Source organism: Arthrobacter sp. LjRoot14, from assembly GCF_964253905.1.
Classification (GTDB): domain Bacteria; phylum Actinomycetota; class Actinomycetes; order Actinomycetales; family Micrococcaceae; genus Arthrobacter.
Window position 1 is genome coordinate 2466442 of the sequence record NZ_CAXURL020000001.1, and the last position, 24234, is coordinate 2490675.

Annotated in this window: 27 protein-coding genes; 15 read left to right on the forward strand and 12 right to left on the reverse strand. The window is 65.4% G+C overall.

The window, feature by feature from the left end:
- The first annotated feature begins 358 nt into the window (after positions 1–358).
- The 3 genes from ACSQ12_RS10955 to ACSQ12_RS10965 all read left to right on the forward strand — a co-directional run bounded on the left by ACSQ12_RS10955 (position 359) and on the right by ACSQ12_RS10965 (position 2766).
- Complete coding sequence (locus ACSQ12_RS10955) at positions 359–1318, forward strand: heme o synthase (RefSeq protein ID WP_209744804.1); 960 nt, start codon at positions 359–361, stop codon at positions 1316–1318.
- Positions 1319–1588: 270 nt separating this feature from the next.
- Complete coding sequence (locus ACSQ12_RS10960; RefSeq protein WP_436065424.1) at positions 1589–1915, forward strand: helix-turn-helix domain-containing protein; 327 nt, start codon at positions 1589–1591, stop codon at positions 1913–1915.
- The gene (locus ACSQ12_RS10965) at positions 1912–2766 is read left to right on the forward strand and encodes an IS3 family transposase (protein ID WP_436065425.1); all 855 of its coding nucleotides are present in this window, start codon (positions 1912–1914) and stop codon (positions 2764–2766) included. The genes ACSQ12_RS10960 and ACSQ12_RS10965 overlap by 4 nt, the downstream gene beginning before the upstream one ends.
- Before the next feature lie 300 nt (positions 2767–3066).
- Here the strand turns inward: ACSQ12_RS10965 and ACSQ12_RS10970 are convergent, their stop codons facing one another.
- Genes ACSQ12_RS10970 through ACSQ12_RS10980 form a run of 3 tightly spaced genes read right to left on the reverse strand, consistent with a single transcriptional unit; the run spans position 3067 to position 5742 of the window.
- The gene (locus ACSQ12_RS10970) at positions 3067–4011 is read right to left on the reverse strand and encodes a COX15/CtaA family protein (protein ID WP_436065426.1); all 945 of its coding nucleotides are present in this window, start codon (positions 4009–4011) and stop codon (positions 3067–3069) included.
- Between the two features lie 7 nt (positions 4012–4018).
- The gene (locus ACSQ12_RS10975; RefSeq protein WP_209744799.1) at positions 4019–4777 is read right to left on the reverse strand and encodes an ABC transporter permease; all 759 of its coding nucleotides are present in this window, start codon (positions 4775–4777) and stop codon (positions 4019–4021) included.
- Positions 4774–5742 (reverse strand): ABC transporter ATP-binding protein, encoded by a 969-nt coding sequence (locus ACSQ12_RS10980; RefSeq protein WP_436065427.1) that lies wholly within the window; start codon positions 5740–5742, stop codon positions 4774–4776. The genes ACSQ12_RS10975 and ACSQ12_RS10980 overlap by 4 nt, the downstream gene beginning before the upstream one ends.
- Positions 5743–5847: 105 nt before the next feature.
- Here ACSQ12_RS10980 and ACSQ12_RS10985 point away from each other — a divergent pair, with 105 nt between their 5' ends.
- The 6 genes from ACSQ12_RS10985 to ACSQ12_RS11010 are packed head-to-tail and all read left to right on the forward strand — an operon-like array spanning position 5848 to position 11001.
- Positions 5848–6726 carry a helix-turn-helix transcriptional regulator gene (locus ACSQ12_RS10985; RefSeq protein ID WP_436065428.1) on the forward strand — a complete coding sequence of 293 codons (879 nt, stop codon included), beginning with the start codon at positions 5848–5850 and terminating at the stop codon, positions 6724–6726.
- Complete coding sequence (gene sufB / locus ACSQ12_RS10990; protein WP_011691949.1) at positions 6726–8189, forward strand: Fe-S cluster assembly protein SufB; 1464 nt, start codon at positions 6726–6728, stop codon at positions 8187–8189. The genes ACSQ12_RS10985 and sufB overlap by 1 nt, the downstream gene beginning before the upstream one ends.
- Positions 8189–9439: a Fe-S cluster assembly protein SufD gene (sufD, locus tag ACSQ12_RS10995; protein WP_436065429.1), complete on the forward strand. Its 1251-nt coding sequence runs from the start codon at positions 8189–8191 to the stop codon at positions 9437–9439. The genes sufB and sufD overlap by 1 nt, the downstream gene beginning before the upstream one ends.
- A gap of 19 nt (positions 9440–9458) precedes the next feature.
- On the forward strand, positions 9459–9815 hold the full coding sequence (locus tag ACSQ12_RS11000) for a non-heme iron oxygenase ferredoxin subunit (protein WP_209744787.1): 357 nt from the start codon (positions 9459–9461) through the stop codon (positions 9813–9815).
- Positions 9816–9857: 42 nt separating this feature from the next.
- Positions 9858–10655, forward strand: a complete 798-nt coding sequence (sufC, locus tag ACSQ12_RS11005; protein ID WP_209744785.1) for a Fe-S cluster assembly ATPase SufC — start codon at positions 9858–9860, stop codon at positions 10653–10655.
- Positions 10656–10668: 13 nt separating this feature from the next.
- Positions 10669–11001 (forward strand): metal-sulfur cluster assembly factor, encoded by a 333-nt coding sequence (locus ACSQ12_RS11010; protein ID WP_011691953.1) that lies wholly within the window; start codon positions 10669–10671, stop codon positions 10999–11001.
- Positions 11002–11075: 74 nt separating this feature from the next.
- On the opposite strand, the gene ypfJ is transcribed toward ACSQ12_RS11010, so the two are convergent.
- Positions 11076–11957, reverse strand: coding sequence for a KPN_02809 family neutral zinc metallopeptidase (gene ypfJ, locus ACSQ12_RS11015; RefSeq protein WP_011691954.1), 882 nt, complete (start codon positions 11955–11957; stop codon positions 11076–11078).
- Between the two features lie 60 nt (positions 11958–12017).
- Between ypfJ and ACSQ12_RS11020 the strand changes: the two genes are divergently transcribed.
- Together ACSQ12_RS11020 and ACSQ12_RS11025 are read left to right on the forward strand one after the other, a co-directional pair.
- Positions 12018–13424 carry a class I adenylate-forming enzyme family protein gene (locus ACSQ12_RS11020; RefSeq protein WP_436065430.1) on the forward strand — a complete coding sequence of 469 codons (1407 nt, stop codon included), beginning with the start codon at positions 12018–12020 and terminating at the stop codon, positions 13422–13424.
- Entirely contained in the window at positions 13417–14622 is a 1206-nt protein-coding gene (locus tag ACSQ12_RS11025) for a thiolase family protein (RefSeq protein WP_436065431.1), read from the forward strand. The genes ACSQ12_RS11020 and ACSQ12_RS11025 overlap by 8 nt, the downstream gene beginning before the upstream one ends.
- On the opposite strand, the gene ACSQ12_RS11030 is transcribed toward ACSQ12_RS11025, so the two are convergent.
- Genes ACSQ12_RS11030 through ACSQ12_RS11040 form a run of 3 tightly spaced genes read right to left on the reverse strand, consistent with a single transcriptional unit; the run spans position 14619 to position 16715 of the window.
- Positions 14619–15269 carry an energy-coupling factor transporter transmembrane component T family protein gene (locus ACSQ12_RS11030; protein ID WP_436065432.1) on the reverse strand — a complete coding sequence of 217 codons (651 nt, stop codon included), beginning with the start codon at positions 15267–15269 and terminating at the stop codon, positions 14619–14621. The two genes, ACSQ12_RS11025 and ACSQ12_RS11030, sit on opposite strands and share 4 nt — an antisense overlap.
- Positions 15266–16039, reverse strand: a complete 774-nt coding sequence (locus ACSQ12_RS11035; protein ID WP_436065433.1) for an energy-coupling factor ABC transporter ATP-binding protein — start codon at positions 16037–16039, stop codon at positions 15266–15268. The genes ACSQ12_RS11030 and ACSQ12_RS11035 overlap by 4 nt, the downstream gene beginning before the upstream one ends.
- Position 16040: 1 nt before the next feature.
- On the reverse strand, positions 16041–16715 hold the full coding sequence (locus ACSQ12_RS11040; protein WP_209744772.1) for a biotin transporter BioY: 675 nt from the start codon (positions 16713–16715) through the stop codon (positions 16041–16043).
- A gap of 313 nt (positions 16716–17028) precedes the next feature.
- Here ACSQ12_RS11040 and ACSQ12_RS11045 point away from each other — a divergent pair, with 313 nt between their 5' ends.
- Positions 17029–18627, forward strand: a complete 1599-nt coding sequence (locus ACSQ12_RS11045; RefSeq protein WP_043481529.1) for an ABC-F family ATP-binding cassette domain-containing protein — start codon at positions 17029–17031, stop codon at positions 18625–18627.
- 17 nt (positions 18628–18644) lie between these two features.
- On the opposite strand, the gene ACSQ12_RS11050 is transcribed toward ACSQ12_RS11045, so the two are convergent.
- Genes ACSQ12_RS11050 through ACSQ12_RS11065 form a run of 4 tightly spaced genes read right to left on the reverse strand, consistent with a single transcriptional unit; the run spans position 18645 to position 20683 of the window.
- Positions 18645–19124: a YbaK/EbsC family protein gene (locus ACSQ12_RS11050; protein ID WP_436065434.1), complete on the reverse strand. Its 480-nt coding sequence runs from the start codon at positions 19122–19124 to the stop codon at positions 18645–18647.
- Positions 19125–19127: 3 nt separating this feature from the next.
- Positions 19128–19994 carry an SURF1 family cytochrome oxidase biogenesis protein gene (locus ACSQ12_RS11055; RefSeq protein WP_436065435.1) on the reverse strand — a complete coding sequence of 289 codons (867 nt, stop codon included), beginning with the start codon at positions 19992–19994 and terminating at the stop codon, positions 19128–19130.
- Positions 19995–20255, reverse strand: coding sequence for a hypothetical protein (locus tag ACSQ12_RS11060; RefSeq protein ID WP_436065436.1), 261 nt, complete (start codon positions 20253–20255; stop codon positions 19995–19997).
- Positions 20252–20683 (reverse strand): DUF3099 domain-containing protein, encoded by a 432-nt coding sequence (locus ACSQ12_RS11065; protein ID WP_436065437.1) that lies wholly within the window; start codon positions 20681–20683, stop codon positions 20252–20254. The genes ACSQ12_RS11060 and ACSQ12_RS11065 overlap by 4 nt, the downstream gene beginning before the upstream one ends.
- A 140-nt stretch (positions 20684–20823) precedes the next feature.
- Between ACSQ12_RS11065 and fabG the strand changes: the two genes are divergently transcribed.
- The 3 genes from fabG to ACSQ12_RS11080 all read left to right on the forward strand — a co-directional run bounded on the left by fabG (position 20824) and on the right by ACSQ12_RS11080 (position 23107).
- The gene (fabG, locus tag ACSQ12_RS11070; protein WP_043481540.1) at positions 20824–21549 is read left to right on the forward strand and encodes a 3-oxoacyl-ACP reductase FabG; all 726 of its coding nucleotides are present in this window, start codon (positions 20824–20826) and stop codon (positions 21547–21549) included.
- 156 nt (positions 21550–21705) lie between these two features.
- Complete coding sequence (locus tag ACSQ12_RS11075) at positions 21706–22164, forward strand: Hsp20/alpha crystallin family protein (RefSeq protein WP_436065438.1); 459 nt, start codon at positions 21706–21708, stop codon at positions 22162–22164.
- Positions 22165–22345: 181 nt separating this feature from the next.
- Positions 22346–23107, forward strand: a complete 762-nt coding sequence (locus tag ACSQ12_RS11080) for an SDR family oxidoreductase (protein ID WP_436065439.1) — start codon at positions 22346–22348, stop codon at positions 23105–23107.
- Between the two features lie 133 nt (positions 23108–23240).
- Here ACSQ12_RS11080 and serB read toward each other — a convergent pair whose 3' ends face one another.
- Positions 23241–24134 (reverse strand): phosphoserine phosphatase SerB, encoded by an 894-nt coding sequence (gene serB, locus ACSQ12_RS11085; protein WP_436065440.1) that lies wholly within the window; start codon positions 24132–24134, stop codon positions 23241–23243.
- Between the last annotated feature and the right edge of the window lie 100 nt (positions 24135–24234).

Sequence of the window (24234 nt, forward strand, 5' to 3'; positions counted from 1 at the left end):
GCCCGCTGCGGTTAGTACCAGCCGTTCACCATTGAAACGTTGATCTTCATTCAGTCGCGTTCGAGATTCCGGGAATGCGCATTCCTTTGGCATTCCTTGCGTGCTGATCTGCAGACAGCTTAGCCCCATTCCAAGGGCTGGTCAGCGTATATCTCACTAAGTGGACTGAATTTTCCTTATATGAATCACCACGCTGCGCCGCTGCCGTGAGGATCGGTTAACCTGCCGGAATCATGGGGGCTTTGGGCGCCGGAGAGCCACGGTATGATATTCGGAGGCCACCGCCGGAAGGAGCGGGCCCTTTTTGGGCCGCCGCCGCTGCGAGAACCAGCCGGACTGAACAGCCAGACAGAACAGAGTGACTGCCACCGTGAGCACAACAGATACGCCGCTGAACGCCTCCCGGCTCCCCGGAAAGATCGGGATAGCCCGCAAAGCCAAGGCGTACCTTGCCCTCACGAAACCGCGGGTCATCGAGCTCCTGCTGGTGAGCACGCTGCCCACCATGATCTACGCTGAACGCGGATTCCCCTCCATCGGGCTGATCCTTGCAACGCTCGTGGGCGGAGCGTTCGCTGCCGGCAGTGCCGGTGCATTCAACTGCTATATCGACCGCGACATCGACAAGTTGATGCACCGGACCGAGAACCGGCCCCTGGTCACCGGTGAAGTGACTCCGCGCGAGGCGCTGGTCTTCTCCTGGTTGCTGGGTGCGGCCGCCATCGCGATCCTCTGGTTCGGCGCCAACCCCCTCTCGGCGTGGCTAGGCCTCGGCGCCATCGTTTTCTACGTTGTCATCTACACGATGATCCTTAAGCGCCGCACGGCCCAGAACATCGTCTGGGGCGGAGCGGCCGGATGCTTCCCGGTGCTGATCGCCTGGGCCGCCGTGACCAACACGGTGGAGTGGCCGGCCATCGTCCTGTTCATGGTGATTTTCCTGTGGACCCCTCCGCACTACTGGCCGCTGTCCATGCGCTACGGCGAGGACTACCGCAACGCCAACGTGCCGATGCTCGGGGCAATCGCCGGCGCAAAGGTAGTCTCGGTCCAGGTCGTCCTGTACGCGTGGGCCATGGTTGCCTGCTCGCTGCTGCTGATCCCCGCCGGCGGGGCCGGCTGGGTCTACACGGTGACCGCCGTCGTGGCCGGCGCCTGGTTCCTGTACGAATCGCATGCCCTCTATAACCGGGCCCAGGGCGGCGACGTCTCCAACAAGGGGGCCATGAAGGTCTTCCACGGTTCCATCAGCTACCTGACCCTGCTCTTCATTGCACTGGCTGTCGACCCCTTCGTGGGTTCAGCCATCATGGGCTAGACGCTCTCTCACTTCCTGCCGCCTAAACCCGGACGCTCTCTCACTCTGTGAACTGCTCCCCGGAAGTTGGACTGAGAAATTCAGTTCCGACTTCCGGGGAGCAGTTTTATGCGTGCAAATAGTTTGTTGTCTGAGGTCCAGCGCGAGGCGGCGGTAGCGTGGTTTGAGAAAGGCATCGGGTATCGGGCAGCGGCGCGTTTGCTGGATGCGCCGTGGGTGCCCGTTAGGGCGCTGTATGGGCGGTGGAGGATTCATGGGCAAGGAGTGCTGGTGAGCAAACCGGCGAAGTCGTACTCGTTCGAGTTCAAGCTGGCCTTAGTGGAGCGGTTCCTCGCGGGCGAGGCCGGCCAGGACCTGGCTGTGGAGGCCGGCTTGTCCTCGCGTCAGTTGCTGCAAAAGTGGGTCCGGGCGTATCGCCGTGATGGTGCGGAGGCATTACGTCCCAGGGCCAAAGGCAGGCCCGCGAAGTCCGCAGCTCCACCTCCACCGGCCGAGTTAACCGAACTGGAACGGTTGCGCCGGGAGAACGAACGACTCCGCGCGGAGGTGGCATATCTGGGAAAATTGCGGGCCTTGAGGGCTCAGGAACGACAGTGAAGGTTCAGGCCCTCATTGCCCTCAAGGCTGACTACCCTCTCCCGGTCCTGCTGCCGGTCGCGGGCCTGGCCCGCTCGACGTTCTTCTACCACCAGGCCCGGCTTCGATCTCCAGACCCCAAGGAAGCACTCAAGGCCGCAGTCACGGAGATCTTCACGACAAACCATGGCCGCTACGGCCATCGCCGCATCCACAGCGAGCTAACCAAGCAAGGGTGGGCGGTTGCGAAGAAGACCGTGCTGAAACTGATGCGCTCACTGCAGCTGCTCTGTAAGGTCCGCCGAAGGAAGCGCTATAACTCCTACCAAGGTGAGCAGGGCGCTATTGCCCCGAATCTGCTGAACCGGAAGTTTGATGCTGACGCTCCGAACCAGAAGTGGGTCACGGACGTGACGGAGTTCCGCGTCGGGGACCGGAAGCTCTACCTCTCACCAGTCATGGACCTCTTCGACCGACAGATCATCTCCTATTCCGTTGGCAGCTCGCCGAACCTGGAACTGACCAACAGTTCGCTCCGCAGCGCCCTCGCCCGTCTTGAGCCGGGGCAGCAGCCGCTGGTGCATTCGGACCAAGGCGTCCAATACCAACACGCCTCATGGCGGATCCTTCTCAAAGATGCCGGCGCCGCGCAGTCGATGTCCCGCAAGGGCAACTGCTACGACAACGCCGTCATGGAAAACTTCTTCGGACACCTCAAAGAAGAGCTCTTCCACCACGTCCGCTTCCTCAGCACCGACGCCCTGGCCTCGGCACTTCCCGAGTACATCCGCTGGTACAACAACGAAAGAATCTCCACAAGGCTCAAGGGCCTGAGCCCGGTGCAATACCGAGCCCAGACCCTTGCGGCCTAGAATCCGATTTAGCCAGTCCAACTATCGGGGACCAGTTCACTGTGGAACCGCACAGGTGAGGGAGCGTTCTGCTTTGCCGCCACAACTGAGAGAGCGTCGGGGGAAAACCTGCAGGATCTGAGAGAGCGTCGGGGGAAAACCTGCAGGATCTGAGAGAGCGTCGGGGAGGGGGAAGGGGTGGTGTTACTTTCCGGGGGTTAAGAAACACCCCGGACCATGCGGACCGGGGTGCTTCTTTCGAGCCGTCTGCTCGAATGGCACCGCATAACCGGGCCCGGCAGTCTTGCCGGCCGGTAAGCCCTACTTGACCATGCTGAACCGTGCGAGGTCCGCCGCGTTGGTGGCGGCACTCATGAGGAGAGCCGCACCGAGCATGTGGGTGCCAACCAGCAGCGCGGGAATGCCGCTGTAATACTGTGTGAAGCCGATGATTGCCTGGATCACCGTGACACCCAGCAGCATCAGGACAGCGGGGCGGAACGGTCCTGTGATTCGGCCGCGGAATACGAGGAACACGCCGAACAGTGCCCCGGCGGTGACCAGGTAGGCGGGCACGGCGTGGATGTGCGAGAAGAGATCCCAGTCGAGATTGTTCCGGGGAGCGTCGGCGTCACCCGCGTGCGGCCCCGCTCCGGTAACCACCACCCCGAGCATCACGGCGACGGCGGAAAACAGCGCGACGGCGGCCATCACCGGGCGGGCGGCGCCGGGAAGGGCGGGAAGCGCGACGGCGGGGAACCGTCCCGTACGCCCGTAGGCCCGGTTGACCAGCAGCGTGGCGATAACAACGAGGGCCATCGAGACCAGGAAGTGGAGACCGACGACCCACGGGTTGAGCTGGGTGAGCACCGTGATGCCGCCGATGACCGCTTGGGCCGGGATGCTTGCCAGCAGGCCCAGTGCCAGCAGGAAGAGGTCCCTGCGCTCTTTGCGGAGGTTCCACAAATACACCAGCATGAGCACCGCAATCGCCGCCAGCGCGAACGTCAGGAGCCGGTTGCCGAATTCGATGAAACCGTGGATGCCCATCTCCGGAGTGTTGACCAGGGACGCATCAGTACAGCGCGGCCAGGTGGGGCAGCCGAGCCCGGACGCAGTGAGGCGGACTGCGCCGCCGGTCACCACGAGCACCGTCTGTCCGATGAGGGAGAGGACGGCCAGCCTGCGGACGGTCGAGTCCACTGTGACTGGCAGCTTGGACGTCATGCGTCCGAGTATCTGGGGGAGGCGCGATGCCGTACTCACGTTTTTCTCAATTCCACTTGAACCAACGGATGGCCGCTGCGCCGGCGATTGCCGTCCAGAGCAGCAGGATTAGGGTGGCGCCTCCATTGAAGCTGCCGGCAAGGAAGGCGTCCCTCAGCGCCTCGCCCAATGCCCCGGAGGGCAGGAAGTGCACCAATTCCCGGGCCGGGCCGGGCAGCCGTTCGGCGGGCAGTACGATGCCGCCCAGGGCTCCGAGCAGGATCCACAGAAGGTTGGTGATGGCCAGGGTCGCCTCCGGCCGGACTGTGCCTGCGACCAGAAGCCCCAGGGCCGTGAACGCTGCCGCCCCCAGAACCAGCAGTACCAGCGCCGGCACCCAGCCCGCCGTCGTCGGCTGCCAGCCGAGCACGAAAGCAACTGTGCCCACCACGAGTACCTGAAGGACCAGTACGGCCAGCACGGCCAGGATCTTTCCTGCGATCAGGCCCGTGCGGCCCAGGGGAGTGGTGGACAGGAAGCGCAGCACCCCGTAACGGCGGTCGAAGCCGGTGGAGATGCCCTGCCCGGTGAAGGCAGTGGACATCGCGCACAGGGCGAGGATGCCCGGTACCGCCACATCAACGCGGCTGCCGCCGAGGCCGTCCAGCAGCGGAGTGACGGTCAGGCCCACCAATGCCAGCAGGGGCAGCACGATTGCCAGAATGAGCTGCTCGCCGTTCCGGAGCATAGTGAGAGCTTCGTATTTGCCCTGGAGCAGAATGCGGCGAAGCAGCGGGGCAGGAGCGCTGCCGAGAACCCGGCTCATCGGATCTCCCTTCCCGAAATGTCCAAAAATACGTCTTCGAGGCTTCGGGCCTCCAGGCTCATGGAACCGGGCATGATGCCGTGCGCGGCCCACCAGGCTGTCAGCGCTGCCAGGTCGTCAGGTGTCAGCGCGCCGGTTGCGGCATAGCTCCCCGCGCGGGTCTCGCGGACGTCGACGGCGGCAGGCAGCACGCCCGCGAAGTCGAGTCCGGGCCGCGCCTCGAAGAGCAGCGTCCGGACATGTTCCTGGGCGGAGTCAGCACCGATGTTCCGCTGGAGCAATTGGGCCACGGTACCTTCGGCGACGTTCCGGCCTGCATCGATGATGTACACGTAGTCGGCGAGCCGCTGGGCATCGTCCATGAGGTGGGTCGTCAGGATGATTCCCATGCCGGCGTCCCGCAATTCGGAAATGAGCTGGAAGACAAGCTGGCGCGACTGCGGATCCAGCCCGGCGCTCGGCTCGTCCAGGAAGAGGACCTCGGGGTTTCCCACCAGGGCCGCCGCAAGGGCCAGCCGCTGCCGCTGGCCGCCCGAGAGGCGCCGGACCGTGGTCCGGCTGAAAGTGTCAATGCCAAGGCGTCCGATCAAATCATCCGCCGGCCATGGATCCTGGTACATTCCGGCGATATGCTTCAGCAGGGGGATGGGACGGGCCGACGGCGGCAACCCGCCGTCCTGCAGCATCACGCCAACGCGGGAACGGAGGGACGCCCCCGAGGCGTCCGGATCCTGGCCCAGCAGGGACACCGCACCGCCGGACCGCCGCTGCAAACCCTGGGCGCATTCGATGGTGGTCGTTTTACCGGCACCGTTGGCTCCCAGCAGGGCAGTGACCTGTCCGCGTTCCGCGGTGAGGGATACGCCGCTGACCACCCGGAGCATCTTGCCGTCAAGGGAGGCCAGCGGGCCAACGTCCTTAATGAGTCCCGTAATGGACAGGACGGGGGAATCGGGAGATCGCACCAAAGCATTCTACGGGATGTAGTACGCACGCCACCCGACCGGATGTGACCGCAGGTCAGCCTCGCCTTACTGGAACGGGGGAGTAAATTACGACATGATTGTGTTGTGTATTCCATGAGCACTCGACTTTCTGCGCCCCGGACCGGGCAAGCCGCGCCTGACGGCGCCGCCGGTTCGTTCCGGCGCGGGACGTCTGCGCCTGCATCACGCCAGGCGCCCGCGCCGCACACGTTGCCGGCGGACTCCGACGAGCGCACCCGCGACCGTGTACTGAATGCCGTACTGGAGCACGGGCCTGTCAGCGCTGCCGAACTCGGCGACCTGCTCGGCTTCACTCCCGCCGCCGTGCGACGCCACCTGGACCACCTCTCCCGCAACGGCGTTATTGAAGTCAAGCGCGTCGCCAAAGCGGGTGCCGGCGCCGGACGCCCCGCCCGGCGCTACGTCCTCAGTTCCCAGGGCCAGTCCAGCCTGGGAGACGACTACCTCGACATTGCGGGCCAGGCCCTCCAGCGACTGGGCGAGATCGCCGGACCCGACGCCGTCCGCGAGTTCGCCGTCGAGCGCTTTGCCGACATGGAGCGTCGCTATGCCCCGGAGATCGAAGCCGCCGGAACGGACATCACTGCGCGGGCGCAGGCCCTGTCCGCAGCGTTGAGCCGAGACGGGTTCGTGGCCTCCGCAGCCTCCATCGAAGCCAAAGCGCCACTGCCTGCCGCGCTCTCCAGCGTTCAGCTGTGCCAGGGCCATTGCCCCATCCAGCAGCTGGCCACCAAGTTCCCCGTGTTCTGCGACGTCGAGACCGAAGTATTTTCCCGGCTCGTCGGCGTTGACGTGCGCAGGCTGTCCACCCTTGCACGGGGCGGGCACGTCTGCACTACCCACATACCTACAGGCCGTCCGGCCGCCAAGGGGCCCTCGGGTCCCGGACACACCACGGACAGCCTGGGCGAAGTATCCAACCATCTGCAAGAAAGGCCGTGATGACGGACCAACTATCAGAGAATAAGGTTGCTGAAACTACTGTGATTTCGGAGATTCTGGAGAAGAACCCCGAGCTCCACGGTATCGGCACCTATGAGTACGGCTGGGCCGACAAGAATGATGTCGGAGCCAACGCGCGTCGTGGCATCAACGACGAAGTTGTCCGGGACATTTCGGCCAAGAAGAACGAGCCGGAGTGGATGCTGGATCTCCGCCTGAAGGGCCTGAAGTACTTCGACCGCAAGCCCATGCCCACCTGGGGTGCAGACCTCTCCGGCATTGACTTCGACAACATCAAGTACTTCGTGCGCTCCACCGAGAAGCAGGCCGCCACGTGGGAGGACCTCCCCGAGGACATCCGCAACACGTACGAGAAGCTGGGCATCCCGGAAGCCGAGCGCAGCCGCTTGGTTTCAGGCGTGGCGGCGCAGTACGAATCCGAAGTTGTGTACCACCAGATCCGCGAGGACCTGGAAGCCCAGGGCGTCATCTTCCTGGACACGGACACCGCCCTGCGCGAGCACCCGGAGATCTTCCAGGAGTACTTCGGCACCATCATCCCCGTGGGCGACAACAAGTTCGCGTCGCTCAACACGGCCGTATGGTCCGGCGGATCCTTCGTCTACGTTCCGAAGGGTGTCCACGTGGACATCCCGCTGCAGGCGTACTTCCGCATCAACACGGAAAACATGGGTCAGTTCGAGCGCACGCTGATCATCGCCGACGAGGACTCCTACGTCCACTACATCGAAGGCTGCACGGCGCCGATCTACACCTCGGATTCGCTGCACTCCGCCGTTGTGGAAATCATCGTGAAGAAGGGCGCCCGCGTCCGCTACACGACCATCCAGAACTGGTCCAACAACGTGTACAACCTGGTCACCAAGCGCGCCATCTGCGAAGAGGGCGCCACCATGGAGTGGATCGATGGCAACATCGGCTCCAAGGTCACCATGAAGTACCCGGCCGTCTACCTCGTGGGCGAGCACGCCAAGGGTGAGACTCTTTCCATCGCGTTCGCCGGCGAAGGCCAGCACCAGGACACGGGATCGAAGATGGTGCACATTGCGCCGAACACCAAGAGCTCCATCGTTTCCAAGTCCGTGGCCCGCGGCGGCGGCCGTGCCGCTTACCGCGGCCTGGTCCAGGTCCGCGAAGGCGCCAAGCACTCGGCCAACACCGTCCGCTGTGACGCCCTGCTCGTCGACACGATCAGCCGGTCGGACACCTACCCGTACATCGACATCCGTGAAGATGACGTCCAGCTGGGTCACGAGGCAACCGTCTCGCGCGTTTCCGAAGAGCAGCTCTTCTATCTGATGTCACGCGGCATGCGCGAAGACGAGGCCATGGCGATGATCGTTCGCGGCTTCATTGAGCCGATTGCACGTGAGCTGCCGATGGAATACGCCCTCGAGCTGAACCGCCTCATTGAACTCCAGATGGAAGGATCCGTCGGTTAATGACTGCCGAAATTACTACTGAAAAGGCCCGCATCGGAGCGCCTTCCATCGCCGGCTTCACCGAGGAAGGCGAGGGGCTGGTCGCCGCCAAGGTGGACCACAGCCACAATCACGGCGTGACCGTGATGTCCTCCCGCGCCGAACGCCTCACGAGCTTCAACGTTGCCGACTTCCCGCTGCCCACGGGCCGCGAGGAGGAGTGGCGCTTCAGCCCCGTCCGCGCCCTGGCCAACCTGCTCTCCGACACCGCAACGGACCTCGAACCCGTTCCGGCCGCCGACTTCACGGTCGAAGCGCCGGAAGGCTACGTCCGCGGCACGCTGGCCCCCGGTGCCGCGCCCCGCGGAACCGTCCTGGTCCCGGCCGACCGGGCCGCCGCCGTCGCGTCCGCCAACACGGACGAGGCACTGCACGTGGTCATCCCGGCTGAAGCCGAGCCGGCCGAGCCGCTGCGGATCCTGGTCCACGGCGCAGCCGCAGGCCGCCGCTCGAACGCACACTATGTGCTGGAAGCGGGCGCCAACTCGCGCAGCGTTGTGATCCTGGAGCACACCGGTGCTGCCGACCACAACGGCAACCTGGAAGTCATCGTCGGCGAGGGCGCGCACCTCACCGTGATCTCGGTGCAGCTCTGGGAAGACGACGCCAGGCATCTGGCCCAGCACGACGCGCAGGTGGGCAAGGACGCTGTGTACAAGCACATCGCCGTTTCCCTGGGCGGCTCCATCGTGCGCCTGAACTCCAACGTGCGCTTCTCGGGCGAGGGTGCCGAGGCCGAGCTGCTGGGCCTCTACTTCGCCGACGCGGGACAGCACCTGGAGCACCGTTCCTTCGTTGACCACAACGTGCCCAACTGCAAGTCCAACGTGCTTTACAAGGGCGCCCTGCAGGGCAAGGACGCACACACCGTATGGGTGGGCGACGTCCTGATCCAGAAGCAGGCCGTCGGCACCGACTCCTACGAGAAGAACCAGAACCTGGTTCTGACGGACGGCTGCCGTGCCGACTCGGTTCCGAACCTTGAGATCGAAACGGGACTCATCGAGGGTGCCGGCCACGCCAGCTCCACCGGACGTTTCGATGACGAGCACTTGTTCTACCTCATGGCCCGCGGCATCCCCGAGGATGTTGCCCGCCGTCTCGTTGTCCGCGGCTTCCTCAACGAGATCATCCAGAAGATCAAGGTTCCGGCACTCGAAGAGCGCCTGACTGTCGCTGTTGAGCGCGAGCTCGCCGCGAGCGAGAACTGAAACAGGCAGGCAGGAACGCATGAGTGAACAACCCAAGGGTGAGCTGGTATGCAATGCCAACGACATCCAGGTGAAACAGGCGCTGCGGATCCTGATCGATGACTACCCGGTAGCCATCGTCAAGGATTCGATGGGCGAAATCCACGCCATCGGAGACACGTGCTCGCATGCGGACATTTCGCTGTCCGAAGGCGAAGTGGAAGGCTGTGCGATCGAGTGCTGGGGCCACGGCTCCCAGTTCGATCTGCGCAACGGCCAGCCTCTTCAGCTTCCTGCCTACGATCCCGTACCGGTCTTCGCCGTCCAGCTTCACGGTGACGACGTCTACGTGGATGTGACCAATGTTCTGAACGGCGCCACGGTCAACAACTACTGAGCGCCCGGCTTCACAAGACTTACGAACGAAAGAAAGAAGAGCATGTCAACTCTTGAGATCAAGGACCTGCACGTCAGCATTGAGACGGAGCAGGGCACCAAGGAGATCCTGAAGGGCGTCAGCCTGACCATCAGGACCGGCGAGACCCACGCCATCATGGGCCCCAACGGCTCGGGCAAGTCCACGCTGGCGTCGACCATTGCCGGCCACCCGCGCTACAACGTCACCAGCGGCACCATCACGCTCGACGGTGAAGACGTCCTGGCCATGAGCGTGGACGAGCGCGCCCGCGCCGGCCTGTTCCTGGCCATGCAGTACCCCGTGGAGGTTCCCGGCGTCAGCATGACCAACTTCCTGCGGACCGCCAAGACCGCCATCGACGGCGAGGCTCCCAAGCTGCGTACCTGGACCAAGGACGTCAAGGCTGCCATGCAGAAGCTGCGCATCGACGCCGACTTCACCCAGCGCAACGTCAACGAAGGTTTCTCCGGCGGCGAGAAGAAGCGCGTGGAGATCCTCCAGCTGGAGCTCTTCAAGCCGAAGTTCGCCGTCCTGGACGAGACCGACTCCGGCCTGGACGTCGACGCCTTGAAGGTCGTTTCCGAAGGCGTCAACCGCGCCCACGCCGAAGGCAACATGGGCACCTTGCTCATCACGCACTACACGCGGATCCTGCGCTACATCAAGCCTGAGTTCGTCCACGTCTTCGTCGACGGCCAGGTTGTCGAAGAGGGCGGCCCGGAACTTGCCGACCGCCTCGAAGAAGAAGGCTACGACCGTTACGCCAAGGGTGCGGGCGCAGCCACCATCGCTGCAGCCGACGCTGCAGTCCAGGGCTAGTTAGGACAACGCCATGACCGAAATCAAAGCGGCCCGCACGGGCCTCGAAGATGTCGAAGAGGCACTGAAAGACGTCATCGACCCCGAGCTGGGCGTCAACATCGTTGACCTCGGGCTGCTCTACGGCCTGAAGTACTCGGACGACGACGGCGCCCTCCTGATCGACATGACGCTCACCACGGCGGCCTGCCCGCTCACGGACGTCATCGAGGAGCAGGTCGGCAAGGCCCTCGACGGCGTCGTGGACGACTGGCGGCTGAACTGGGTGTGGATGCCGCCATGGGGTCCGGAACGGATCACCGAAGACGGACGCGACCAGATGCGTGCGCTGGGCTTCAATATCTAGCACCCGTTAACATACGACGGCGGCCGGTCACCTTCCCGGGGAAGGTGACCGGCCGCCGTCGTTTTTTCGTCTAATTAGAGCGTGGCGGCGCTAAAGGTGTCGCACTTGTTGATGTCGCCGGTCTGGTAGCCCTGGTAGAACCATTTCTGCCGCTGGGCGCTGGAGCCGTGCGTCCAGGCCTCAGGGGAGACCCGGCCGGTTGCCGCTTTCTGGATGCGGTCGTCACCAACGGCGGATGCCGCGGAGAGCGCATCGTTCAGGTCCTGCTGGGTCAGCGGTTCAAGGAACGGCTGACCGGTGTTCGGGTCCTTCTGCGTTGTGGCGTACCGGACCCAAAGGCCGGCGTAGCAGTCGGCCTGCAGTTCGACACGGACGGCACCGGATTCGGGGCCCTGCGGATCCTGCTGGGCGCGGTCAAGGTTGCCCATGATGTTCTGGACATGGTGGCCGAACTCGTGCGCCACAACGTATTCCTGGGCCAGCGGGCCGCCTGAAGATCCGAACCGGTCCACCAGGTCCTGGAAGAAGCCGGGGTCGAAGTAGGCGGTGGTGTCGGCCGGGCAATAGAACGGACCCACCTCGGAGGTTGCCCCGCCGCAGCCGGTGTTGGTGGCCTGGCTGAAGATCACCGTCGTGGGACGCGGATACTCCGTGTTGTACTGGGCGAGGTAGGCGGGCCAGAACGCATTGAGGCTGTTCACGGTTCCGGTGATGCGGCAGTCGAGCCGGGCATCAGCGTCGGCGCCGGTCTGGCAGGCAGGCGCGCTGCCCGTGCTCTGCGGCTCCTGCACCGTGCCGGTCAGTCCTTCCAGCAGTTGCGGGTTGACCCCAAACAAGGCGGCCAGCAGGAGGATGATTCCGCCGCCGATCCCGCCGCCGATCTTGGTTCCGCGGCCCATCCCGCGCCGGTCCTGGACCTGCGACGGATCCAGCTGAACGTTGTCATTGAAACTCATAAAGTCACAATAGCCGTACGGGCCCCGCCAGTACCCTTGGACGCCGGTAAAGTTGATCCGATGCCTTTCCTCAACAGACTCCAACGCTGGGCCGATGACCGCCCCGACGACACCGCCGTCGTCGTGGCAGGCCGGCACCTCAGCTGGGGCGCACTTCGGGACGCTGCAGCAGCCCGGACCCCGGACACCGGACCGGTAACCGTGCTGGCCGAGCCCAATTCCGTGGACTTCGCCATATCCTTCGCTGCCGCGGTTGCCGGCGCCAGGCAATGTGCTGTCCTCGACCCCACCTGGCCCGCGCAGCTTAAAGCGGACATCGCGGCGCGGCTGCACACTGGCCCCGCGGCCGAATCCGGCCGGCCGGCTTCGGTTGAACTCCGCGACGGCACCCCTGAATCCCCCTTCCTGGTCGGACTGACCTCCGGCACCACCTCCGTGCCCAAGGCGTTCACGAGGTCCCGGCGCTCGTGGCAGCTTTCCTTCGATGCGTCCATTGAGTTCTTCGGTCTGACCCAGCAGGACAAGACCCTCGCCCCGGGCCCGCTGGCGGCCAGCCTTAACCTGTACGCGCTCTCTGAGTGCCTCTATGCCGGCTCCGAATTCCACACGCTGGAATCGTTCGACGTTGGCGAGGTGCACGCCGCCATCACGCACGACGGCATCACCCGCCTTGTCCTGGTTCCCACCATGCTCCGGTTGCTGAGTGAGCGCGGACTGTCCGGGTGCGTGGACGCTTCCGGCATCACGTCCATCATCTGCGCCGGGTCCAAGCTGGATGCCCGGACATTGGAAGCCGCCCGCCGCTGGGCACCGAGAGCCACCATCTTCGAGTACTACGGCGCCTCCGAACTGAGCTTCGTCTCCGGGGCCGGCCTGCGCTCCGGTGCGCCGCTGGACGCCGGAGGAACCGGAATCGGCAGACCCTTCCCCGGCGTCGACGTCCGAATCCTTAACGACGCGGGCGAGCAGGTTCCCGACGGCACGGACGGTAACATCTGCGTCCGCAGCGGCATGGTCAGCAACGGCTATCTGTGGGGCGACGACGGGCAGGCGCTGCGCTGCTTCGAGGGCTGGTACACCGTAGGGGACCAGGGCTACCTGCTGGACGGTGAACTCCATATCCTGGGCCGGCGGGCCGACATGATCATCACCTCCGGAAAGAACGTCTACCCGCACGAGGTGGAACTCGCCCTCGCGTCCGTCCCCGGCGTTGCTGCCGCCGTGGCGTCTGGCATGGCAGACGATGTCCGCGGGCAGCGGGTGGTTGCCGGGGTGGTCCCGTCCCACGGCGGTGTCACGGCAACCCAGCTGAAGGCCGGGCTTGACGATGTGCTGCCACGGGACAAGAGGCCGCTGCAGTATTTTGCCCTCACGGAACTGCCGGTGACGGACCGCGGGAAAGTCAGCAGGCAGCTTCTGCTGGACTGGATCGAACGCGGGGATACCAGGGTGCGCCGCCTTGGCTAAGGCCGCCGGCGAAGAGCTGCCGGCGGACCGGCAGCCGGTGGTCATTGCAGCCCTGCGTACTCCTGTCCGGCGGGTCAACGGCGCCTTCAAGGAGCTCCGCGCGCATGAGCTCCTGGCCCCTGTGCTGCGCCGCCTCCTGACGGATACCGGCCTGCCGGCAAGCGCTGTTTCGGACGTGGTGATCGGTAACGCCGTGGGGGGAGGGGGTAACGTCGCGCGCCTTGCCGCCCTTGAAGCGGGTTTGCCGGTCAGCGTTCCCGGCGTGACCGTGGACCGGCAGTGCGGGTCGGGGCTGGACGCGATTGTGCTCGCGTCGCGGCTCGTCGCAGCAGGAGGCAACGGCGCCTTCCTCGCGGGCGGCGTGGAGAGCATCAGCACCGCGCCGCTGCGTGCGAACAGGTCCGCCGACGGCAGTCCCGCCTTTTTCCGCCGCGCCCAGTTCGTCCCGCTTAGTTTCGGCGATCCGGACATGGGGAGCGCCGCGGAAAACGTGGCCACCGATTTCGGCATCAGCCGCGACCGGCAGGACCGGTTTGCGCTGCGCAGCCACCGCCTGGCCCTGGCAGCCGCATCCGCCGGACGCTTCGCCGGCGAGACGGTGCCGCTGCAGGCCAAGTCCGGGACCGTGGCATCCGACGACGGTCCGCGGGCCGGGATGTCGGACCTGGTCTCGCGGTTCCCGCCGGCGTTCGCCGAGGGCGGCACCGTCACCGCCGGGAACTCATGCTTCGACGCGGACGCGGCGTCCACCGTCGTGGTCACTTCCCTGCAGCGTGCGCGGGAGCTGGGCGCAACGGACGGGCTCCTTGTCCTCGGCACCGATACCGCGGGCGTGGACCCGCGTGTGCTGGGCATGGGTGCCGCGGCAGCGGCCGGCCGCCTGCTTGCGGAGCGCGGCATCCGGGCTCCCGACCTTGACCTGGTGGAATTCAACGAGGCCTTTGCTTCTCAGACGCTCGCCTGCCTCGACGCCCTAGGCATCGACCCGGAGCGGGCAAACCTCGACGGCGGTGCGCTGGCATTGGGTCATGCGTACGGTGCCTCGGGGGCTGTGCTTGTGACGAGGCTCCTCGCACAGGCGCGCAGGAATTCTGCACCGGGCCGCCGGGCCGGGCAGCTCGCGCTGGCCATGATCAGCATTGCCGGCGGCATGGGAACCGCTGTCCTCTTCCGGTACGAACGGCTGGACAGCGCTTAGCGGCTTGGCTGATCGTCGTCGTCAGCCGTGCCGGGCTCGCCCAGGCCCCGGGCAGCGAGGGCATCGCCGGTCTGGCGCGCATAGGCCACCGTAGTGATGAAGACCGGTAGGACCAGTGCCCGGGGGTTGCGTTCGAGCCCGCGCGCGCGGGCCGAATCCCTGACCTCGGAGTAGGCACCGGCGATGAACGGAATGCTGCGGAGCATGATGGCGATGGTCAGTGCGAAGCGTTCCGGATCCGCGCCAAACCGCCGGAACGGCACAGCCAGGGAGACGACGCCGTCGAGGAGCCGCTGCATCGGCGTGGTGGCGGTCAGTATGGACGCGGCCACCACACAGACCAGGACGTTGAGGACGATCCGCGCCGCGACGGGGCCGCCCAGTTGCCACCATTGGAACAACCCGATGGCCGCCATCACTGGAAGGATGGGTCGGACGGCTTTGAACAGACGTGCCGGGCCGGCGCCGCTGGCGAGGAACAGTGCGGACATCAGGCCCAGCGCCGCTGCGGCAACCACCCAGTCCACCACCAGGAAGGAGGCCATGCCGCAGCCGACCACCAGGACGAACTTCAGCCAGAGCGGTGCCCGGTGCACCAGTGATGTGCCGGGAACGTAGTTGACCAGCAGGAATCCGTGGCCGCTCACGTGCCCTCCGCACTGTGCGGCACCGCAGCGGCACTGACCCGCGGAGCGGCAGTGTCCACCGGCGGGAGGCCTGCTGAGGACAACGCCCGGTAGTGTTCGACGGCGGCGTCGGCAGCGCCGTCGAATACCACCTGTCCGGACTCCACCACCAGGACACGGTCCATGTCCCGGACGAGATCGAGGTCGTGCGTGGACATCACGATCTGCTGGCTGAGGCCGGCAATGGTGCGGCGGAGAAGCTCGCGGTTCCGAAGGTCCAGCAGCGTGGACGGCTCGTCCAGCACCAGTACCGCAGGCTCAACGGCAAGGACGGCTGCCAGGGCCATCAACTGCCGTTCGCCGCCGGACAGCTCGTAGATGCTTTGGTCGGCCAGCGGCATCAGCCCGAAGCGGTTGAGGATGGCCGCGGCAGCGTCCTGGCGCTCCCGCGTGTTTCGGATGGAACGACGCAGCGAGAGTTCCACGTCTTCCCGGCCGGTGGGCATCACGAGCTGGGAGAGCGGGTCCGTGAACACAAAACCGACCTTGCGGCGCACTGCACGGACGGACCGGACCGTATCATCACCGTCAACGGTGACTGTTCCGTGGCTCGGTGCAACCAGTCCGTTCAGGAGCCGCAGGAGGGTGGACTTCCCCGATCCGTTGGCTCCGATCACGCCGATCCGCTGTTCGGTGAGGTTCAGCGAGATTCCGTCGAGGAGTGTCTTGGGCTGCGGCCGTCCATCCACCGCCACAAGGACGTCGACTGCGTCCAGCAGGATGCAGCCCATGCTAGTGGCCGGCCTGGCCTGCCCCGGGGTTACGGATACCGGGACGGCGGATCAGGAGATCCGGGAATGCCTTGTGCAGGGCGAGTGCGATGGTGACAGCCAGGACGTTTTTGATGATGTCGCCGGGGTAGTAGGCAAGGTCAAGGACGAACGCCTTGGAAAGGTCCAGCTTGCCGTTGACCATCATGCCCAGCACGCCCAGGCCGTGGACCACTACGATGCTCGTGGCCATGGCCGCGGCGAAGAGGAACAGCCCGCGGTATTTCACGGTGCGGCGCAGCACGATGGTGGTCAGCCAGCCGACCGCCAAGGCAGCGAGCGGGAACCCGATGATGTAGCCGGCGGAGGGGCCGGCCAGGATCCCCAGCCCGCTGCGTCCGCCGCTGAAGATCGGCAGGCCGGCCAGCCCCAGCAGGGTGTACAGGCCGACGGCGGCGAACGCCCGTCCGGGGCCCAGCGCCAGTCCGGTAAGCATCACGGCGAGGGTCTGCAGGGTGATGGGGACGCCAAGTCCCCCCACCGGAATGGCCGCGATGAGCGCAGAGCCGGCCACGAGGGCGGCAAAGACGGCGATGAGGCCGAGATCCGTGGCATTCCAGCGGTTCCGGGCCGTTTTGCCGCCGGGCTGACGGCCGGCTGCAGCCTGGCCGGTGACGGCGTTGTCAGTCTTGGTCATGGGGAGGTCCTGTCAGTGAGTGCAAGTGCGAAGCAACGGGGAGGGGAGGCCGCACGCCGGCGGCCGATTCCCGTCAATTCCGACGATACGTCTCCGGCGCCGGGCCTATTTTGTAGGGGATCCACTAACGGAGCGAGCTGGCTCTGGACAAGATGGCCAATGGATGGCGGCGGGTGCCTGCAGCCGAGGTAATCCGGAAGGAGCGGTGCCGGTAGACTGGTAGAGGCCGTTCTCTCGGCCACACTGCCCCGGCCCCGCCCAGATTCCATCCGTTGTGCCGCGGCGTTCCCTGTTGTGAAAGGCTTTAGCTGCATTGATTACCGTCCAGGATCTCGAACTGCGCGCCGGCGCCCGCCTCCTCATGGACCAGGTGAGCTTCCGGATCGACAAGGGAGACAAGATCGGCCTGGTGGGCCGTAACGGTGCAGGTAAAACCACTCTGACCCGCGTTCTCGCCGGCGAGGGACTGCCGGCTGCCGGCAAGGTCACCCGCAGCGGCGAGATCGGCTACCTTCCCCAGGACCCCCGCACGCCGGACATGGAACAGCTCGCGCGCGACCGGATTCTGTCCGTCCGCGGCCTGGACATCGCCGTCGGCAAGCTCCGCCTGGCCCACGAAGAAATGGCCAGCGAGGACGCCGCCGTCCAGCGCAAGGCGATGAACCGCTACGACCGGCTTGAATCCGAGTTCCTGGCGGCAGGCGGTTACGCTGCCGAAGCCGAGGCAGCCGCGATCTGCTCGAACCTCGCCCTCCCGGACCGCCTGCTGAACCAGCCGCTCAAGACGCTCTCCGGCGGGCAGCGCCGCCGCGTGGAACTCGCCCGCATCCTCTACTCGGATGCCGAGACCATGCTCCTCGATGAGCCCACCAACCACCTCGACGCCGACTCCATCGCCTGGCTGCGCGACTTCCTGAAGAACCACCAGGGCGGCCTGATCGTGATCAGCCACGACACGGAACTGCTCGAAGCCACCGTCAACAAAGTCTTCCTGCTGGACGCCAACCGCGCCCAGATCGACTTTTACAACATGGACTGGAAGCGCTACCTCCAGCAGCGTGAAACCGACGAACGTGCCCGCAAGCGGGAACGCGCCAACGCTGAAAAGAAAGCCCAGGTCCTGTTCGACCAGGCCAACAAGATGCGGGCGAAGGCCACCAAGGCCGTCGCAGCGCAGAACATGGCCAAGCGCGCCGAACGCCTGCTCAGCGGGCTGGAGGCCGTGCGCGAAAATGACCGCGTCGCAGCCCTGCGCTTCCCGGATCCCTCGCCCTGCGGAAAGACCCCGCTCACCGCGGACGGACTCAGCAAGTCCTACGGCTCGCTGGAAATCTTCACCGACGTGGACCTGGCCATCGACCGCGGTTCCAAGGTGGTCATCCTGGGCCTCAACGGTGCCGGTAAGACCACGCTGCTGCGGATGCTTGCCGGCGTTGACAAGCCGGACACCGGCGAAGTGATCGCCGGCCACGGGCTCAAGGTGGGCTACTACGCCCAGGAGCACGAGACGCTCGACGTCGACCGAACCGTGCTGCAGAACATGCGCTCTTCCGCGCCGGACATGAACGACTCCGAGGTGCGTGGCATCCTGGGTTCGTTCCTGTTCTCCGGCGACGACGTCGACAAGCCCGCCGGCGTGCTCTCCGGCGGCGAGAAGACGCGCCTTGCGCTGGCCACGATCGTGGCGTCGAGCGCGAACGTGCTGCTTCTCGATGAGCCCACGAACAACCTCGACCCCGCCAGCCGCTCCGAGATCCTGGGCGCCCTGCGCAACTACACCGGCGCCGTCGTCCTGGTGAGCCACGATGAGGGTGCCGTCGAAGCCCTCAACCCCGAGCGCGTTGTCCTGCTGCCCGACGGCGTCGAGGACCACTGGAACGAAGACTACCTGGACCTCATTACGCTGGCTTAGGCTGCCTTCGTCGCTGCTTAGCGGACGGGCATTTCTTCTGCGCCGGTGATCCTGCGCAGGTCCTGGTAGGTGATGGAGAACATCGAGTTGTGGTCTCCCGCTCCTGCCCAGAGAAGCTCATGGGTTTTGAGCGACTCGTCCAGCAGGGTTTTGATCTTCTCCGGGTGGCCAACCGGGGCCACGCCTCCGACTTCCTGCCCTGTGTGCTGCAAGACGAACTCGGGGGAGGCCCGGCGGATCTTGCCCGTGCCCAGTTGTTCGGCGACCTTGCGGACGTCTACCCTGGCGGCGCCGCTGGCCAGGATGAGCAGCGGGGCGCCGTCGACGTCGAACACCAGGCTGTTGGTGATAGCCGCGACGTCGCAGCCCAGCGTGGCGGCGGCAGCTGCCGCCGTCGGGACCTTCGAGTCGAACACCGTCACGGTGTCGTCGGCGCCAAGCGCGGTGAGGGTGCGCTTGACGTTGGCCACCGGTTCCGGAATCGTGTCAAAACCCATCGGTCAGTACCCCTGGGCATCCAGGATGGCGTCTTCCTCTTCCTCCGCCGTCGGATTCTTGCGCTTCCGGGGAGCCGGGCGGCGCCGGTTCGCAGCCACGGCGTACTCGGGCGCGCCATCCTCGGCGGCGTCCTGGGCATCGATCTCCGCATTGCGCGCCTGCTGCCGCGCCGCGTAGCCGAAGCCAACAAACATCAGGACGCCGAAAGCGAACCACTGCAGGGAATAGGACAAGTGTGTGCCTTCTTCCACGGAGGGCTTCGGGAACGGGTACGGCATGGTGGCGGCGGCAGGCGTTTCGGAGGCAAGCTGCCCGTAAGCGCCGGTCAGCACGGGGTACCCAAGCTGGGCGGCGTAGGCCGGGAGATCGATGGAGGCAAGCTGCCCGTCGGGAGCGCCACGCTGAAGCTCCGGCTCGCCTGGTTTCAGGCGCACTACGACGGTGACTTCGCCCGCAGGCGGTTCCGGCACGGAATCCGGGCGGCCGGGGGTGTTGTTTCCGATCGGGAGCCAGCCGCGGTCCACAATAACCGTCTGTCCTGTGGTGAGTGTGAAGGGGACCACCACTTCGTAGCCGGGCTGGCCGTTGAGTGGCCGGTTACGCACCACGCGTTGGCCGCTGACGTCGTAGCGGCCCATCAACTCCACCTGGGTCCATTCCTTGTCGGCATCCAGCCGGGAAAACTGGGCTTCCGCAGCTGCGAAGGGCAGGGGAGTTGCCGAGTAATTGGACGTGACCCGGTTAATCTCGGCCAGGGTTTCGGCCCTGCGGTCCATCTGCCAGCGGCCAAGGAACACGCAGGCAGTGGCGAAGATCGCAGCCAGCAACAGATAACCCAGCCATTTGCTGGAGAAGAGGAAACGGTACATTCAGCTGTCCCTGCCTGAGGCAGTGGCAAGATCCAGCGGCAGGGTCTCTTTCCAGAGGCCCCGGGTCTGGAGGTAGTCTTCGAGCCAGGGCCGGTGGTCATCGCAGGCCAGCCAGGTCTTGCGGCGTTCGGGCGTGTGGATCTTCGGGTTGTTCCACAGCAGTTGCCAGGTTGCCCCCGCCCGGCAGGCCTTCCGCGAGCACATCGGTGCAGCGGTTTCCGCAGGCCCGGCGTCGCCGCCGGCCAGGTCAAAAATGTTCATGAAGCTGCCCGTTCCTGGCCGTCGATATCGTCTTCGTCCTCGATGAGTTCGCCCTGGAGAACCGTGGGCCCGTCGTCCGCGACGGCAGCCGGCGAGTCCGGTGCTTCGAGCTCTGCAAGCGGTGCGGCGTCCAACAGGTAATCGCTGTGGATCTCAGCTTTGTCGCTGCCGTTGGCTATGACCACCGCAATCCACGGAAGAAACACCGCACCGGCAATCGGCAGGACCTTGAACCAGCCATCAACAACGAACACCAGGATCAGGCATACCATGCGGATGCCCATGGCCACCGCGTACTTGATCATCCGTACGCGCATCTCTTCCGAGTGGGCACTGGCCGCATCCGTGATGCTGTGCACCTGGGCATCGCCGGAGACAACGTCCGGTTCACCGGACGTCGAAGGTCCGGGTCGTTTTGCAAGTGTCACGGCTGTTTGATCACGCTCCCAAGGCTTAACCCAATTCTCTCACCCTCGCCAGTGCCGCCCAAACGGAGGCTAAGATCGGAGGCAGTAAAAATCCCGCCCCTTACCGCGGTGCCCCATGCCGCAGAATCCCGGAGCAAACTATGACTGAAGCAGCATCGACCGGCCGCAGCGTCCTGATCACCGGCGGCAACCGCGGCATCGGCCTCGCCATTGCCGAGGCATTCCTGGCCAACGGTGACAAGGTTGCCGTGACGTACCGCAGCGAGTCGGCGCTCCCGGAGGGAATCCTGGGCGTCAAGGCCGACGTCACTGATGAGGCCTCCGTCGACGCCGCCTTCGCAGCCGTCGAGGCTGCGCACGGGCCGGTGGAGGTGCTGGTCGCCAACGCCGGAATCACCAAGGACACGCTGCTGATGCGGATGAGCGAAGACGACTTCACCTCGGTCATCGACACCAACCTCACCGGAGCATTCCGTGTCATCAAGCGGGCGTCCAAGGGCATGATCCGGATGCGCAAAGGCCGGGTTGTGCTGATTTCCTCCGTTTCGGGGCTCTACGGCGCGCCGGGCCAGATCAATTACTCCGCCTCCAAGGCAGGGCTGGTGGGAATTGCCCGCTCGCTGACCCGCGAACTCGGCGGCCGCGGCATCACGGCCAACGTGGTGGCACCGGGCTTCATCAACACCGACATGACGGCGGAGTTGCCGGAGGCCACGCAGAAGGACTACCTGTCCAAGGTACCGGCGGGACGCTTCGCGGAAGCCGCCGAAGTGGCGAACGTGGTGCGCTGGATTTCCAGTGATGAAGCGTCCTACATCTCCGGCGCCGTCATCCCCGTTGACGGCGGCCTTGGCATGGGCCACTAACCCTACGCGCGCCACCCCGACCCGCTCCAAACCCCTGGCCATGAAGGGGACCTTTTGCCCATTACACACCCCGCCGCCGGGTGTGTAATGGGCATACCGGCCGGACCCGCACCCGGACCGGCCACAGATCACGGGGAACAAGACTAGGGAGCTATCATGGCCGATCTCAACAAATGGACGCCGTCGGACGTCCTGGAACCCATCCGGCGCTTCCTCGACGGAGACCTGACAATGACGTCAATCCGCGTGGAACAGTTTCTGGACGGAAACACGCTCGTGGTGCGGGCTGAGGTGCCCGGCCTCGATCCCGAGAAGGACGTGGACGTCTCCGTGGCAGACGGCATGTTGCACATCAAAGCGGAGCGCGAGGAAAAAACCGAGCATAAGAGCAAGGCCGGCTACCGTTCGGAGTTCCGTTACGGCTCGTTCGCACGAAGTGTCTCGCTGCCCCCGGGTGCCCGGGAGGAAGACGTGACGGCCTCCTACAAGGACGGCGTTCTCGAAGTCCGGGCGCCGGCGCCCGAGCAGGCGCCACCGGCCGCCGGGACACGCAAGATCCAGATCACCACTGAGCCGGGAACCCGCTCCGACGAACCACCGCAGAACCCCGTCTAAAGCGAGGCGCAGCGGGCCGGCCGGAAAGGCCTGGCCCGTCGCCCCGGCAATGACCGGCGACCGGCCGGAACTAGCCGGGGTCAGCTTCTTTGTTGACGTCAAACAACTGAAATCTCCCCGTCCGCTGGCATGATGGATGGCAGACCCACAGATTTTGGACGTTTGGAACAAAGGAGCTCGAATGGGATTGCTGGACAACAAGACTGCCATTGTGACCGGTTCGTCAAGGGGGATCGGCGCTGACGTCGCCAAGCTCCTCGCGGCCGAAGGTGCCGCCGTCGTAGTGAACTACCGCCAGAAGGCCCCGCGGGCCAACAAGGTCGTGGTTGAAATCGAGGCCGCCGGCGGCCGGGCCGCAGCGGTAGGCGCCGACCTCACCACGCAGGAAGGTGTCCAGGCACTGGCCAGCGCGGCCATGGAAAACTTCGGCTCGCTCGACGTCCTGGTCCTCAACGCCTCCGGCGGCATGGAATCGGGCATGGAAGAGGGCTACGCCCTGAAGCTGAACCGTGATGCCCAGGTCAACATGCTGAATGCAGCAGTGCCGCTGATGCGCGAAGGTTCCCGCGTGGTGTTCGTCACCAGCCACCAGGCGCACTTCATCGATACCGTGCCCACGATGCCGGAGTACGAACCGGTGGCACGCAGCAAGCGCGCAGGCGAGGACGCCCTGCGCGCCCTCATCCCGAACCTTGCGGACAAGGGCATTTCCTTCGTGGTGGTTTCGGGGGACATGATCGAAGGGACCGTCACCGCCACGCTGCTTGACCGGTCCAACCCGGGCGCCATCGAAGCCCGCAGGGCCGAGGCCGGCAAACTGTATTCAGTGGCGGAGTTCGCCGCGGAGATCGCCAAGATGGTCACCGCCGACGTCGAGACCGGCCACACCGAGTACGCCGGCGGAGCCGATTACTTCGGCAAGAGCACCGGCCAGGAAGGCTGAGACAGCCGCCAGTGGAAGCATGAAAGAAGGCCGGGCAGATGCCCGGCCTTCTTTGTGTCATGGCAAGTTTTGTGTCGCGTCAAGCTCTTCGTCGAAGCGGGAGCCCCGCTGATGACGGTGCTCCGCCGCTCCCTCAGACCCCGGCGATGTGCCGTACGGCGTCCAGGTAGGGCAGGTTGACCGCCGCATCGGCGGCTGCGCGCACGGCCGGTTTGGCGTTGAAAGCGACGCCGATCCCGGCGGCACTGAGCATGTCCAGGTCGTTGGCGCCGTCACCCACGGCTATGGTGTGCTCCATGGGGATGCCCTCGGCGGCAGCCCACTCGCGGAGGTACTTCTCCTTGGCCGCGCGGTCGATCACCGCGCCGAGGACCTTGCCCGTCAGTGCGCCGTCGACGATTTCCAGTTCGTTGGCGATCCAGTAATTCATCCCGAGGTCCTCCGCGATCGGGCGCAGGATCTGGTTGAACCCTCCCGATACCACGGCAACAGCGTGGCCGGCAGCCTGGAACGCCGCCACGAGGTCCGCGGCGCCTTCGCTGAGTTCCACCTCGGCACGCACTGAATCGACGACGTCGGCCGGCAGCCCGGCGAGGACCGCCACACGCGCATGCAGGCTCTGGGCGAAGTCGAGTTCGCCGCGCATTGCCGCCTCGGTGACCGCCGTGACCTCTTCCTTCTTGCCGGCGTAGGCGGCCAGGAGCTCAATGACCTCCTGCTGGATCAGCGTGGAATCGACGTCCATGATGAGGAACTTGCGGGGCGCCTCGCGGAGGGACGCGGGGACGATTGCCGTGTCCATTCCGGTGAAGCCGGCAGAGGCCACCTCATGGCGCAGTGCGGCGATCTCGGCAGCCGTGCAGGATTCCACCGAGAAATCCACCGTGTACACCTCAAATCGGTGGTCGCCGGTGCGGGATTCGGCAGAGAAGGAAGCGCCTGATCCGGTCAGCAGGGACCGGAGGTGTTCCAGTTCCGAAGGGGACAATTTCACGCCGTAGCTGACCGCAGTCACGTTCGAACTCATGGCTGCAATCTTAGCCAGCGCTTTCGCGGCGCCCGAATTCGTTTCATCGCGGCCGGTGCGGCGTCGCCGACGGCGATCGGTCAGGCGGTGTATCAGTTAT